Annotated in this window: 12 protein-coding genes and 1 pseudogene; 6 read left to right on the top strand and 7 right to left on the bottom strand. The window is 64.0% G+C overall.

The annotated features are described in order from the left end of the window. Positions 1-188: 188 nt before the first annotated feature. Together AC56LW_RS03525 and AC56LW_RS03530 are read right to left on the bottom strand one after the other, a co-directional pair. Positions 189-680 carry a TetR family transcriptional regulator C-terminal domain-containing protein gene (locus AC56LW_RS03525; protein ID WP_499632878.1) on the bottom strand — a complete coding sequence of 164 codons (492 nt, stop codon included), beginning with the start codon at positions 678-680 and terminating at the stop codon, positions 189-191. Next, positions 681-806, bottom strand: a pseudogene (locus tag AC56LW_RS03530) (TetR family transcriptional regulator); the annotation flags it as partial. It abuts the gene before it with no gap. A 163-nt stretch (positions 807-969) separates the two neighbouring features. Here AC56LW_RS03530 and AC56LW_RS03535 point away from each other — a divergent pair. From AC56LW_RS03535 to AC56LW_RS03550, 4 genes are all read left to right on the top strand, one after another. Beyond that, the gene (locus tag AC56LW_RS03535) at positions 970-2,292 is read left to right on the top strand and encodes an efflux RND transporter periplasmic adaptor subunit (protein ID WP_499570025.1); all 1,323 of its coding nucleotides are present in this window, start codon (positions 970-972) and stop codon (positions 2,290-2,292) included. A 24-nt stretch (positions 2,293-2,316) separates the two neighbouring features. Beyond that, positions 2,317-5,499, top strand: a complete 3,183-nt coding sequence (locus AC56LW_RS03540) for an efflux RND transporter permease subunit (protein ID WP_499631691.1) — start codon at positions 2,317-2,319, stop codon at positions 5,497-5,499. Positions 5,500-5,501: 2 nt separating this feature from the next. After that, positions 5,502-6,950: an efflux transporter outer membrane subunit gene (locus AC56LW_RS03545; protein WP_332533758.1), complete on the top strand. Its 1,449-nt coding sequence runs from the start codon at positions 5,502-5,504 to the stop codon at positions 6,948-6,950. Positions 6,951-7,152: 202 nt separating this feature from the next. Then, positions 7,153-7,974 carry a zinc-binding metallopeptidase family protein gene (locus AC56LW_RS03550; protein WP_499631694.1) on the top strand — a complete coding sequence of 274 codons (822 nt, stop codon included), beginning with the start codon at positions 7,153-7,155 and terminating at the stop codon, positions 7,972-7,974. Between the two features lie 13 nt (positions 7,975-7,987). Here AC56LW_RS03550 and hemW read toward each other — a convergent pair whose 3' ends face one another. The 5 genes from hemW to AC56LW_RS03575 all read right to left on the bottom strand — a co-directional run bounded on the left by hemW (position 7,988) and on the right by AC56LW_RS03575 (position 12,609). Next, entirely contained in the window at positions 7,988-9,238 is a 1,251-nt protein-coding gene (hemW, locus tag AC56LW_RS03555) for a radical SAM family heme chaperone HemW (RefSeq protein WP_499631696.1), read from the bottom strand. 1 nt (position 9,239) lies between these two features. Then, complete coding sequence (gene rdgB / locus AC56LW_RS03560) at positions 9,240-9,845, bottom strand: RdgB/HAM1 family non-canonical purine NTP pyrophosphatase (protein WP_499632881.1); 606 nt, start codon at positions 9,843-9,845, stop codon at positions 9,240-9,242. Between the two features lie 69 nt (positions 9,846-9,914). Continuing rightward, positions 9,915-10,646: a ribonuclease PH gene (gene rph / locus AC56LW_RS03565; protein ID WP_499631699.1), complete on the bottom strand. Its 732-nt coding sequence runs from the start codon at positions 10,644-10,646 to the stop codon at positions 9,915-9,917. 11 nt (positions 10,647-10,657) lie between these two features. After that, the gene (locus tag AC56LW_RS03570; protein ID WP_332533761.1) at positions 10,658-11,587 is read right to left on the bottom strand and encodes a PP2C family protein-serine/threonine phosphatase; all 930 of its coding nucleotides are present in this window, start codon (positions 11,585-11,587) and stop codon (positions 10,658-10,660) included. A gap of 8 nt (positions 11,588-11,595) precedes the next feature. Next, positions 11,596-12,609, bottom strand: coding sequence for a serine/threonine-protein kinase (locus tag AC56LW_RS03575; RefSeq protein ID WP_332533762.1), 1,014 nt, complete (start codon positions 12,607-12,609; stop codon positions 11,596-11,598). A 94-nt stretch (positions 12,610-12,703) separates the two neighbouring features. Between AC56LW_RS03575 and AC56LW_RS03580 the strand changes: the two genes are divergently transcribed. Both AC56LW_RS03580 and gmk read left to right on the top strand, forming a co-directional pair. Then, positions 12,704-13,591: a YicC/YloC family endoribonuclease gene (locus AC56LW_RS03580; protein WP_183555678.1), complete on the top strand. Its 888-nt coding sequence runs from the start codon at positions 12,704-12,706 to the stop codon at positions 13,589-13,591. Positions 13,592-13,728: 137 nt separating this feature from the next. Continuing rightward, complete coding sequence (gmk, locus tag AC56LW_RS03585) at positions 13,729-14,376, top strand: guanylate kinase (RefSeq protein WP_499631703.1); 648 nt, start codon at positions 13,729-13,731, stop codon at positions 14,374-14,376. The last annotated feature ends 75 nt before the right edge of the window (positions 14,377-14,451 follow it).

Below are 14,451 nucleotides of genomic sequence, written 5' to 3' on the forward strand. Positions count from 1 at the left end.
CCCCCTTACCAGTCGTTCTCCCCTGCACCCCCCCCCCCCCCCCCCCCTTCTCACCCTCCCACCGCCCCCCCGCTTCTACTTCGAATGTCAGACCCGACCCACGCTTTTTTTGATCGACTGTTGAGATCGTGTCCGAATGTCAGACCTGACCCCCGCTTTTCTTGTTTTTACATTTGTAAAACCAGGGTTTAGCGGGCGCGCAAGCCTGCCATGTAGGTATCGATCAGCTCGGCGCCCAGGTCGACCAGCTCGAATGCGCCCGGCTCGAAGATCCAGTTGCGGATCAGGCCGTCGAGCATGACCCAGACCGACATCGATGCCTTGCGCGGGTCGACTGCGGCTGGCAACGTGCCGTCGGCCACGGCCTGCGTGAACTGATCCTGCAGCCGGCCGCGCCAGCGCGCTACCGATTCGCGCTTGTGCGCGCGGGCCGAATCGACCTCGTCGGTGAATTCGGTTTTGAGCGTGGCGATCTCGAACACGCGGCGCGCCTTCTCGTCGCCTTCCACGATCTGCAGCACGGCCAGCATTTCGTTGCGCAGGCTTTGCAGCGGATCGGTGTCCGCGCGTTCGCCTGCCAGCTTCACGGCGGCATCCATCGGCATCGTGGCGCGTTCCATCATGGCGCTGAACACGGCGCCCTTGTCGACAAAATGCCAATAAATTGCGCCGCGCGTCACGCCCGCCGCGGTAGCAATATGCTGTAAAGTTGTTCTTGAAACGCCATGTTTTGCGAACAAAATTTCTGCTGCGTCAAGGATGCTATCGCGTGTTGCGGCGGCTTCTTCTTTCGTCCTGCGGACCATATTCGGGGGCTACTCCAAAATTACAAGGGGGCAAACATTTTACATACAGTCGTGATAGTATATAAAACTATTTGCAAAAGCCAGTGTTGATATCACCCTTCGCCATGTTTTCCTGAGCGCCGGGTGACGTCGACGCGTTACTAACTAGAAGGAAGCACACGTAATGCGCCCTGCCCAATCCTCGTCCCCGTCCCTGACCCGGGTCGCTGCCGCCACTCTGGCAGCCCTGGTTCTGTTGTCCGCCTGCGGCAAGAAAGATGCAGCCCCAGCCGGCGCCGCCCCTGGCGGCCAGCAAGCTCCAGCCGTCCAGGCCGGTGTCATCACCACCAAGATCGAAACCGTCGCATTGCAGACCGAGCTGCCAGCCCGCGTCGAGGCAATCCGCACCGCCCAGGTTCGCGCGCGCGTCGATGGCAATGTCCAGAAACGCCTGTTCACCGAGGGCAGCATGGTCAAGCAGGGCCAGGCGCTGTATCAGATCGACGCTGCGCCGTACCAGGCCCAGGTCGCTTCCGCCCAGGCTGACCTGGCGCGCGCCCAGGCCAATCTGGTGGCGGCCAAGTCGATTGCCGATCGCTACAAGCCACTGGTCGAAGCCGCTGCCGTCAGCAAACAGGAATTCGACAACGCCGTCGCAGCGCAACGCCAGGGTGAGGCCGAAGTGGCCGCAGCCCGCGCGCAGGTCCGTGTGGCGCAGATCAATTTGGGCTACACCAACGTCAACGCACCGATTTCCGGCCGCATCGGCCGTTCGCTGGTCACCGAAGGTGCGCTGGTCTCGGCAACCCAGTCGACCGAGCTGGCCCTGATCCAGCAGACCGACCGCATGTACCTGAACATCACCCAGTCGGCCAACGATCTGCAGCGCCTGCGCAAGCAGGCCGGCGGCAGGATCGATGCCGAGCTGCCGGTCACGGTCGTGCTCGACGACGGTACCGTGTTGCCGCGCAAGGGCAAGCTGCTGTTCTCGGATGTGACTGTCGACGAAACGAGCGGCCAGGTCACGCTGCGCGCCGCCATCGACAATCCGGACAACGCCCTGCTCCCGGGCCAGTACGCACGCGTGCGCCTGTCGCAGTCGGAAACGCGTGGCATCCTGGTGCCGCAGCAAGCGGTCACCCGTGGCGGCCAGAACGGCGATACCGTGATGGTCATCGGTGCCGACAACAAGCCAGTGTCCCGCACGGTCAAGATCGCTTCGCAGCAAGGCGAGAGCTGGATCGTCACCGACGGCCTGAAAGAAGGCGAACAAGTCATGGTCGATGGCTTCCAGAAGCTGCAGATGCTGCCGCCAGGCACGCCGGTCAAGCCGGTGCCATGGACCCCGGTCGCCGCCCAGGCACCGGCCCAGGCAGGCGCCCCGGCTGCCCAGCCGAACGCTGCCGGCGCCCAGGCCGCCGCTGGCGCGAATGCACCCGGTGCGCGCACCCCGAATTCCGGTTCGCCGGCAGCGGGTGCAACGACCCCGGCCAACAGCAGCCGCTAAGAATAAAACGAACAGGACTTTTCAATGGCACGTTTTTTTATTGACCGCCCAATTTTTGCATGGGTGATCGCGCTGTTCATCATGGTGCTGGGTACTGTTGCGATCAAGCAGTTGCCGATCGCCCAATACCCCTCCGTGGCGCCACCCGCGATCGTCGTCAACGTCACCTACCCGGGTGCGTCGGCGCAGACTCTGGAGGATTCCGTCATCTCGATTATCGAACGCGAGATGAACGGTGCCCAGGGCATGATCTACATGGAATCGACCAGCCAGGCCAACGGCACTGGCTCGATTACCATTTCCTTCGAGACCGGCACTGATCCGGAACTGGCCCAGGTTGACGTTCAGAACCGCCTGTCGCGCGCGACCCCGCGTCTGCCACCGGCAGTGACGCAGCAAGGTGTGCGCGTCGACAAGTCGCGCTCGAACTTCCTGCTGTTTACGATCCTGTCGTCGGATGACCCGAAGATGGACAATATTGCGCTGGGCGATTACGCGTCGCGCAATGTGCTGCCTGAAATCCAGCGTATTACCGGCGTTGGCCAGGCCCAGCTGTTCGGTACCGAGAAGGCCATGCGGATCTGGATCGATCCGACCAAGCTGGTCGGCTACAACCTGTCGCCGGCCGACGTCACGAGCGCGATCTCGCAGCAGAATGCCCAGGTCGCATCGGGCACGATCGGTGACTTGCCGATCGCGCAAGGCCAGCAGATCAGCGCCACCGTCATCGTGACGGGCCAACTGTCGAACGTCGAACAGTTCGGCAACATCGTGCTGCGCGCCAACCAGGACGGCTCGACCGTGCGCCTGAAGGACGTCGCCCGCATCGAAGTCGGCGGCCAGTCGTATGCGACCTCGGCGCGCCTGAACGGCAAGCCATCGGCCGGTATCGGCGTGCAGCTGGCGCCAGCCGGTAACGCCCTTGAAACCGCCGATCTGATCAAGGCCCGCATGGCCGAGCTGCAGAAGCTCTTCCCGGCCGGTGTGAAGTACTCGATCCCTTACGACTCCACCACCTTCATCTCGATCTCGATCGAGCAAGTGGTGCACACGCTGATCGAAGCGATCGTGCTGGTGTTCCTGGTGATGTACCTGTTCCTGCAGAACTTCCGCTATACGCTGATCCCGACCATCGTGGTGCCAATCGCACTGCTGGGCTCGTTTGCCTGCCTGCTGGCGATGGGCTTCTCGATCAACGTGCTGACCATGTTCGGCATGGTGCTCGTGATTGGTATCGTCGTCGATGATGCCATTGTGGTGGTCGAGAACGTCGAGCGCATCATGAGCGAAGAAGGTCTGCCGCCGCTGGAAGCCACGCGCAAGGCGATGGGCCAGATTTCGGGCGCCATCATCGGCGTGACCGTGGTCCTGATCGCCGTGTTCGTGCCGCTGGCGTTCTTCGCTGGCGCGGTCGGTAACATCTACCGCCAGTTCTCGGTGGTCATGGTCACCTCGATTGCCTTCTCGGCATTCCTGGCGCTGTCCTTGACCCCGGCGCTGTGTGCGCACCTGCTCAAACCTATCGAAGCCGGCCACAATCACACCAAGAAGGGCTTCTTCGGCTGGTTCAACCGCAAGTTCACCACCGGTGCCAAGAAGTACGAAGGCTTCGTCGGCGCTCTCATGAAGCGTGCCGGCCGCTGGATGGTCGTGTTTGCCGTGCTGGTCGTCGTGGTCGGTGTGATGTTCACGCGCCTGCCGAATTCGTTCCTGCCGAACGAAGACCAGGGCTATGTGATCGCCAACGTCCAGCTGCCACCAGGCGCGACGGCCGAACGTACCGGCGCCGTGATGCGTGCAATGGAAGAGTTCGTGATGAAGCAGCCGGAAACGGCGAACATCGTGGCCCTGACCGGCTTCTCGTTCTCGGGCCAGGGCCAGAACATGGGTCTGGCGTTTATCCCGATGAAAGCATGGGACGAGCGCAAGGGCGACGGCCAGGACGCGCAATCGTTCGCGGGGCGCATCATGGGCCACATGGGGGCGCTGCGCGACTCGTTCATCTTCGTGGTGAGCCCGCCGCCAATCCCGGAACTGGGCACCGGTACCGGCTTCTCGTTCCGCCTGCAGGATCGTGCCGGCAACGGCCACGCCGCCCTGCTGGCCGCGCGTAACCAGATGCTGGGCATGGCGTCGCAGAGCAAGATCCTGACGGGCATGCGTCCGGAAGGTCTGGAAGATGCACCGCAGCTCAAGCTGAACATCAACCGCGACAAGGCGCAAGCCCTGGGCGTGAGCTTCGCCGCGATCAATACGGCACTGTCGACGTCGATGGGTTCGTCGTACGTCAACGACTTCCCGAACGCCGGCCGCCTGCAGCGCGTGATTGTGCAGGCCGATGCGCCGCAGCGTATGCAGCCGGACGATCTGCTGCGCATCAACGCGATGAATACCCAGGGCCAGCCGGTGCCGCTGTCGTCGTTCGCGACGACCGAATGGACCACCGGCCCGATGCAGACCAACCGCTACAACGGCTATCCGGCGATGAAGCTGACCGGTGAAGCCGCGCCGGGTTACTCGAGCGGCGAAGCGCTGGACGAGATGCAGCGTCTGGCAGAACGCCTGCCCGCTGGTTTCTCGTACGAGTGGACCGGCCAGTCGCGCGAAGAACTGCTGTCCGGATCGACCGTGTTCATCCTGATCGGCTTCGCGCTGCTCGCGGTGTTCCTGGCCCTGGCCGCGCTGTATGAAAGCTGGACCATCCCGGTGGCCGTGCTGCTGGTGGTACCGCTGGGTATTCTCGGCTCGCTGCTGGCGGCCAATATGCGGGGCTTGTCGAACGACGTCTACTTCAAGGTCGGCCTGATCACCATCATTGGCCTGGCGGCGAAGAACGCGATTCTGATCGTCGAATTCGCCAAGGACCTGCAGGCCGAAGGCAAGTCACCGTTCGACGCGGCGCTCGAAGCGGCTCACCTGCGCTTCCGCCCGATCATCATGACGTCGCTCGCCTTCATCCTCGGCGTGCTGCCGCTGGTCCTCGCGGGCGGCGCCGGTTCGGCATCGCAGCGCGCCATCGGTACCGGTGTAATGGGCGGTATGATTACGGCCACCGTGCTCGGCGTGATTTTCGTGCCAGTGTTCTTTGTCGTGATCCGTACGCTCTTCAAGGGCAGCGAGCGCCAGAACAAGATGTACGCCCATGCGCAGGAAAAACAGCATGCCCTGGAGAAACAGGAACGCCAGGCCGCAGAAGAAGGGAAATAAGTATGATCAAGCACATCAAACTGATCGTCACGCCACTGGCGCTGTCGATGGCACTCGCCGGCTGCATGTCGCTGGCGCCGGACTATGAGCGCCCTGCTGCCCCGGTGGCGGGTACCTTCCCGGCCGTGCCACAGGCCGCCACGGCATCGACCAGCCCGGTAATCACCCAGGCGCCTGCCGCAGTCGCCTGGCAGCAGTTCTTTGCCGATCCACGCCTGCGTCAGCTGATCGACCAGGCGCTGGTCAACAACCGTGACCTGCGCATCGCCATTGCCAACATCGAGCAGGCACGTGCGCAGTACCGCATCACGCGCGCCGATCGCCTGCCGTCAGTGGGCCTGGGTGTGAGCGGCAACCGCCAGACCGTCGGTGAAGACCAGCCGATCAACAGCCAGTACCAGGCAGGCCTGCAAGTCACGTCGTTCGAGCTCGACCTGTTCGGCCGGGTGCGCAACCTGAGCGAAGCCGCACTGGCGCAATACCTGGCCACTGAAGAAGCGCGCAAGACCACGCAGATCAGCCTGATCGCGTCGGTTGCCAACGCTTATCTGCAATTGCTGGCCGACGAAGAGCTGCTGCGCATCACGCAGGACACGCTCAAGACGCGCCAGGATTCGGATCGTCTGACGCAGCTGCGTTTCGATAACGGTGTCGCATCGCGCCTGGACATCCAGCAATCGCGTTCGCTCGTTGAAACGGCCCTGGCCACGCTGGCGCAGCAACAGCGCTTCCGCGCCCAGGACATCAACCTGCTGACGCTGCTGGTTGGCCAGCCGCTGCCGGCCGACGTCTCGACCGGTGCCACGCTGGCCAAGACCGAGCTGCCTGACCTGCCAGCTGGCCTGCCATCGGACCTGCTGGCCAACCGCCCGGACATCCGCGCGGCCGAGCAAGAGCTGATCGCGGCCAACGCCAATATCGGTGCGGCGCGTGCGAACTTCTTCCCGCGCATCTCGCTGACGGCCAGCGCCGGCAGCGCCAGCACCGAGCTGTCGGGCCTGTTCGAGAGCGGCACCTGGGGCTGGTCGTTCGCACCGCAGGCGATCCTGCCGATCTTCGACTACGGCCGCAACACCGCCACGCTGGGCGCCGCCCGTGCCCAGCGCGACATTGCCGTGGCGCGCTACGAGCAGTCGATCCAGACCGCGTTCCGCGAAGTGGCGGACGCCCTGGCCGGCCAGGCAACGTACAGCGAACAGCTGCGCGCGCAAGCAGCCGTGACCGAAGCCGAAGCCGACCGCTTCAACCTGTCCGACCTGCGCTTCCGCAGCGGCGCCGCCAGCCAGCTCGACCTGCTTGACGCACAGCGCTCGCTGTTCCAGTCGCAGCAGTTGTCGGTGCAGGCCAATCTGCTGCGTTTGCAGAATCAAGTTGCGTTGTATCGCGTGCTTGGCGGTGGTTGGGTGGAACCAGCGGCGCAAGCTGATGGGGCGCCGGTGGCGGCGAGGTAAGTTGCGACGCTACTGTCGTGAATGAGAACCGGGCCTGTGTGGCCCGGTTTTTTTTGCCCGGCTCTTGTTCCCGTTGTGACATCCACGCTGCAGTACGTTGTAGCGCGGCATTGCCCTCCCCCGGCGACGCCGAAGTTTGCGAGATTGGCTACACTGGCTGCATCGATCGCCGACGACGCGCCGCACGGCGCCGTGTGACGCCATGAGACATTTCTTCAACTCGCACTGGAAAGTCATCCTCGCGATCCTGCTTGCGATCGTGCTGGCAACGCTGACCGTCGAGACGCGGTCCGACACCGCGCCTTTGGCGGCGCGCCTGCAGGCCCATGCCCGGGCTCTGGCACCGGATGCGCCAGGCAGCCCCATGCAATACGTCGACACATCGCTGCGCCGGTATGGCTATGTGCTGCACAGGCAGCGGATCGACCGCGACGGCACCAGCCATGCCGCCCACAGCATCGAGGCAACGATTGCAAGCGTGACGCCAGGCGCCAAGCCTGAACGCACATTCGTGATCGGTGCCCGCGTCGGGCCGGGGGGCGATGTCGGCGCGGTGGCTGTGCTCGAACTGGCGCGCGCCGTCAAGGCTCTGCGGCCCGCACCGGGGACAAAGATCCGCTTCGTGTTCTTCATGGAGACTGCAGAATCAGGCGCGGAGGACACCGGTGCCGGCAACTTCATCGCATTCACCGGCACGCCCGGTGCGGCGCAGCGCGTGCGCCAAGCCTTTGCAGCACTACGCAGCGACCCGCAGCTGATGCGCCACGGGCTGGCGACCTCGGTCCACGTGATGGGCTTGACGCTCTCGCGCGGTGGCAATAGCGATGGCGATGACAGCCCCGCCACGACGACCCTCGTGATTACCGGCAGCGACTTTCTCGGCTACCCCTATTTCTACACCGCACCGTCGGCCGCCGATGAAACCGACGGGGCGCAGCGGCCGGGCGAATTCGATGGCCTGGCGCGCGTCGTGGCCGGCCTCACACGCACGCTCACCGCGATGGCAGGCGTGGTGCAGGCCTGAAAAACCGGGACGCTTACTCGGCCAAAAACATTTCCTGCAAGTCGTTCAGAAAACGCTGGCCCAGTTCCGTCGGCTTGATCAGCTTGTGATCGCGGTAGATCAGCCCCTTGGCCTCGGCCTCGTTGAGCGACTTGGTAATCGTGTTGATGCTCATCCCGGTGCGCTCGCCGAACAGGTTCGGATCGAAGCCACCGGTCAGGCGCAGCGTGTTGAGCATGAACTCGAAGCCCATGTCGGTGCGGCCGATTTCGTGCTCTTCCTGCACCGGATTGCCGCGCTTTGCCGCCTCGATGAACGATGCCGGCTGCTTGTAGCGGGCCTGGCGCAGAATGCGGTGCGGGAACGAGATTTTCGAATGCGCGCCGGCGCCGATGCCCAGGTAGTCGCCAAACTGCCAGTAATTCAGGTTGTGGCGCGCGCGCCGGCCGGCCCTGGCGTAGGCCGAGACTTCGTAGTAATCGTAGCCAGCGGCGCCCGTCACTTCGGCGATCATGTCCTGCATGTCGGCGCTCAGGTCGTCGTCCGGCAGCGCCGGCGGGTACTTGGCGAAGACCGTGTTCGGCTCCATCGTCAGGTGGTACAGCGACAGGTGCGGCGGCGCGAACGCGAGCGCCGTTTCCAGGTCGTGGCGCGCCTCGGCCAGCGTCTGCGACGGCAGCGCGTACATCAGGTCGAGATTGAAGTTGTCGAACGTGTTTTTTGCGATCTCGACTGCGCGCAGCGCTTCGTCGCCGTCGTGGATGCGGCCCAGCGCCTTCAGGTGCGCCGGGTTGAAACTCTGGATGCCGATCGACAGGCGGTTGATGCCGCTCTCGCGATAACTCTTGAAGCGCTCGGCCTCGAAAGTGCCGGGGTTGGCTTCCATCGTGATCTCGGCGTCGAGTTCCAATGGCAGCAAGGTGCGCAGGTCGGACATCAGGCGATCCAGGCCCGCGGCCGACATCAGGCTCGGCGTGCCGCCGCCGATGAAGACGGTGTGGATCTTGCGGCCCCAGATCAGCGGCAGCGACTGTTCCAGGTCGAGGCGCAGCGCGTCCAGGTAATCTTTCTCGGGCAGCTCGCCCTTGCCTTCGTGCGAATTGAAATCGCAGTACGGACATTTGCGCACGCACCACGGCCAGTGCACGTACAGCGACAGCGGCGGCAGCGCCGTCAGGTTCAGCGCGCCCGGCTGCAGGTATTGCAGCGCGGCCGTGGCGGGCGAACGGGGCTCGCCGGCCAACGGTTGCGGTACATTCTCGCCGACGAATTTAATGGGGATCATGTCAGGTGTTTTTCAGTTTCTCGACCAGCGCGCGCAGCGCCTGGCCACGGTGCGACAACGCATTTTTCTCGTCCGGCGCCAGTTCGGCTGTGGTCTTGCCCAGCGACGGAATCAAGAAGTACGGATCGTAGCCGAAGCCGTTCTCGCCGCGCGGCGTGGCGATGATTTCGCCATTCCAGCGGCCATCGGCGATGATCGGCTGCGGGTCTTCCGGGTGGCGTACGTAGACCAGCACGCAATAGTAGTAGGCCGACTTGTCGCTGAGCGTGGCCAGATCGGCGACAAGCTTGCGGCTGTTGTTGGCGTCGGATTTGGGCTCGCCGGGGTTTGCGAGATTTGCGTAGCGCGCCGAATACACGCCGGGCGCGCCGCCGAGGGCATTGACGCAGACGCCCGAATCGTCGGCCACCGCCGGCAAGCCGGTCAGGCGCGACGCGTGGCGCGCCTTGGCCAGCGCATTTTCAACGAAGGTGCCGAACGGCTCTTCTGCTTCCGGGACGTCGAATTCGCCCTGCGGATGCAGGTCGAGGCCGATAGGCCCGAGTAGCTGCGCGAACTCCTTGAGTTTGCCGGCGTTGTTGGAGGCGAGGATCAGGCGCTGGGTCATGGTGGTCACGGTGCTGGTGAGGAAACCGGTCATTTTACCGGCTTCGCGGGCCTGCCGCCCGAGAACCGGTCAGCCCACCCGCAGCGCCTGCTTCTGCAAATGGATCAGGTCGGCGATGCCCGCCTGCGCCAGGTCGAGCAGGCGGTCCATGGCGGCGCGGTCGAACGCGGCGCCTTCGGCTGTGCCCTGCACTTCGATGAAATGGCCCTGGTCGTTCATCACCACGTTCATGTCGGTGTCGCAGTTCGCGTCTTCGGGATAGTCGAGGTCGAGCACCGGCACGCCGTTCACCATGCCGACCGACACGGCCGCGACGAAATGCCGCACCGGCAGCACCGTGATCGCGCAGGATGAGAGCAGCGTGCCGAAGGCGTCGTGTGCGGCCACCATCGCGCCAGTGATGGCCGCGGTGCGGGTGCCGCCGTCGGCCTGGATCACGTCGCAATCCAGATGCAGCGTGCGCTCGCCAAACGCGTGCAGGTTGAATGCGGCGCGCAGTGAGCGGCCGATCAGGCGCTGGATTTCCTGCGTGCGCCCGCTCTGCTTGCCGCGCGCGGCTTCGCGGTCCATGCGCTTGTGGGTCGAACGCGGCAGCATCCCGTATTCCGCGGTCAGCCAGCCCTGGCCCTTCCCTTTCAGGAAGGCCGGCACCTTGTCCTCGATGCTGACCGTGCAGATCACTTTGGTGTCGCCGAACTCGATCAGCACCGAGCCTTCGGCGTGGCGCGTGTAGTTGCGGGTGATGACGATCGGGCGCAGCTGGTCTGGCGCGCGGCCGCTCGGGCGCGGTGGGTAGGTCATGGGGTCGGTCCTTACTTGAGCAGCTGGGAGGATTTTTCGATCGCTTCGCGGATCTCGGCGATGGCTTTTTCGATATCGTCTTCGTCGAACGCATCGCTGCCCTCGGGCAGCGGGTCGCCCGCGACGATGGTGGAACTCACGGCATCTTCGGCTAGCATCTGGGTCGAGATCACATTGAGCGCGTCGGCATCGATGGTGCCGGCCGCGCCCTGCCAGGCAATGGCCAGCGCGGTCGTGTTGTCGGCCTGCGCCCCGCCGATGGCGGCGGCCATCTGCACCAGCTCCGGCACCGCCTGCACGACGCCGCTCGTGGCCAGGCGATGCACGATCTCGGTTTCGGGCAGGGTCGACCACAAGCCGTCCGAGCACAGCAGCAGCATGTCGCCATGCTGCAGGCTGTGCTGCTGCGACAGCTCGATCTTCGGCGCGCTCGAAGCGCCCAGGCAGTTATACAGCCTGTTGCGGTCGGGGTGCGTGTTGCGCTCGGACGGGTCGGCGCGGCCGCGCTCGAGCAGGTACTCGAAATGCGAGTGGTCGCGCGTGCAGGCCAGCACCTGCTTGCGGCGCACCCAATACAGACGCGAGTCGCCGACGTGCGCCCACACGGCGCAGTTGTGCTGGATCAGGCAGGCCACGACGGTAGTACGCGGGATCTCGGACAGGCCGTGGGTGACGGCATAGGCCTGGATATCGTGGTGCGCCTGCAGCAACGCTTCTTCGAGGAAGCGCTCGGGCTTTTTCACGTACGGACGCGCTTGCAGGCGGAACATCGCCGACACCGTCTGCAGCGCGATGGTCGCGGCGATCTCGCCACCCAGGTGCCCGCCCATGCCGTCGGCCAGCAGCAGCAGCAAGGCATCGCGCGTGTAGCAGTAACCCATCCGGTCCTGGTTGACCTTGCGTCCGCCAATATGGCTTTGTTGATACACCGAGAATTGCATGACTTCCTTTAATCGCGCCGGAATGCGCCGAGACGGTCGACCAGGCCGCGCCAGCCGCCGCGTGCTTCATGTGCGTCCACCACCTCGTCCGAGGCGCCGGCTGCCGATGGGACCGTGGCCCGCGCCGGGGGCGGCGCGGCCGGCGCGGCCTGCAGCACCTTCTGGATCTCGAACACGCTTTGCGGCCGCATCAATGGGTCGAGCGCCAGGCACGCGGCCACCAGTTTGACCAGCTCCGGTGAATAATAGCCTGCCAGGCGCGCCAGATGGCGCGGCACGTGATCGTCCATGCGGCGCGCATCGACCGGTGGCGGCGTCGAGCGGCTCATGCAGGCGAGCATGGCCGCGCCCAGGCTGTAAATATCGGTCCAGGGGCCGAGCGCCGCGCCGCGTGTATACAGGTCGGGCGCAGCGAAGCCCGGCGTGTACATCGGCGCGAGCATCGGGGCGTCGGTGTGCAGCGTCTGGCGCGCGGCGCCAAAGTCGAGCAGCAGTGGCGAGCCGTCAGTACGCAGATAAATGTTGGCCGGTTTGAGGTCGAGGTGCAGCAGCTTGTTGGCGTGGACTTCGCGCAGGCCGCTGCAAACGCCATGGAACACCTGGCGCACGAAGTTTTCGCTCAGGCCATTGCCTTTGGCAGCCGCGCGCGCGATGTGTTCCTGCAGCGAGTGCCCTGACTCGTAGGCCATGACCATATACACGGTCTCATGGGCGCGAAAGAAATTAAGTACGCGCACCACGTTGGGGTGCACGATGCGCGCCAGGGCGCGGCCTTCTTCGAAAAAACACTTCAGGCCGATGCGAAACACCGCCAGGTGCGGCTTGGCCACCACGGGAATCAATTGCCCCGGCTGACGCAGCGCCAGCGCGCTTGGCAGGTACTCCTTGATGGCTACTGCATTGCCCTCGCTGTCATAGGCAAGATAAACAATACTGAACCCGCCGGACGCAATTTTCTTTACAATGCGGTATCCGGCAATTTCGAGTCCTGCGGGCAGAGGAGCGTTATTCTGTGCAGCCATCCAATTGGGTTTCCTTGCTAAACAGCGCGATTGTGTGGATAAATGTCGGCTTTGTAAAGAATAAAAACCGGGGATTTCATTGAGCATTTCAAGCATGACAGGTTATGCGGTCGCCACCAGCGAAGGCGCTGCGGGAACCCTCACGATCGAAATCAAGAGCGTCAACTCGCGCTTCCTCGATTTGCAGTTCCGCATCAATGACGATTTGCGCGCGCTGGAACCCGATCTGCGAACGGCCATCATGGCCGCCATCCAGCGCGGCAAGGTCGAAGTGCGTGTCTCGTTCGGCCGCAAGGTCAGTGGCGGCGCCGCGGCGCTCAATCAGGAACTGCTGGCCGACCTGGCTCGCCTGCAAGGCGAAGTGTCGCGTCACTTCGCCCAGGCCGCGCCGATGACCGTGGCCGAACTGCTGCGCTGGCCAGGCGTCATCGAAGAATCGACCATCGGCCAGGAGTCGCTCCAGGCCGACGTCGCTGCGCTCACGGTCACCACCATCGCCGCGTTCGTCGACAGCCGCCGGCGTGAAGGCGCCGCGCTCGAAACGATGCTGCAATCGCGCATCGAATCGATGGAAGCGATCGTCAAGCGCATCACGCCGCTGATCCCGCAAGTCATTTCGCAATTCCAGAACAAGGCCATTGACCGCATGCAGGATGCACTGGGTCTGGCCGGTCACGGCAATCCGTCGACGCTCACGCGCCAGGAAGTGCTGGAGCGGATTCGCCAGGAAGTGACCCTGTACGGCATCCGGATCGACGTGTCCGAAGAATTGTCGCGCCTGTCGGCGCATCTGAACGAAACGCGCCACATCCTGAAAAAAGGGGGCCAGGTCGGCAAGCGCCTCGACTTCATGATGCAAGAGCTCAATCGCGAAGCCAACACGCTCGGCGCCAAGGCGTCGGTGAAGGAACTGGCCGATGCGTCGATGGAGCTCAAGCTGCTCATCGAGCAGATGCGTGAACAGGTGCAGAACCTCGAGTAAGCACCAGAATTGAATCGGTAGCGATACCAGCGCCGGTTGAACGCGTGGACGGGTTTCCCGTCCACGCGTTCAACGTTAACATGACCACCCGCGACACCATGCTCGCGCATATACCCGTACTGACAAAGGACCCCGCCATGCTCCCACAAGCCTTTTCCGGCAGCCTGTTCGTCGTCGCCGCCCCATCCGGCGCCGGCAAATCGACCCTGGTCAACGCCCTGCTGGCGAACGAACCGGGCATCAAGCTGTCCATCTCCACCACCACCCGCGCACCGCGCCCGGGCGAGCAGGATGGCCGCGAATACCACTTCACGACCGCCGACGACTTCGTCACGCGCGCCGACCGCGGCGAGTTTCTCGAGTGGGCTGAAGTGCACGGCAATTACTACGGCACGAGCCGCCTGTCGGTCGAGCAGGAGATGAAAAACGGCACGGATATTCTGCTGGAAATCGACTGGCAAGGCGCGCGCCAGGTGCGCAAGCTGTTCCCGGACGCGGCCGGCATTTTCATCCTGCCGCCATCGATCGAAGCGCTGGAACAGCGTCTGCACAAGCGTGGCACCGACGAACCGCACATCATCACGCGGCGCCTGCTGGCGGCGGGTGGCGAGATCGCTCACGCACCCGACTTCGAATATGCTATCATCAACGAAGAGTTTAACGTCGCCCTGGCTGAGCTGCAGGCGATTGTCAAAGCGACACGTTGCCGATTTGCCCAACAAGCTGCCCGCAACGCTACGCTGTTTGCCCAGCTGGGAATCCACGCGAATCAACCACAATCTTGACGAGCGCGCCGTTGCAGGCGCGCCGCACGCGTTGTTTTCACTCTTTGTCGCACTCATTGTCATCCAACATTCAGC

The organism is Telluria sp. LT2P80, from assembly GCF_059685955.1.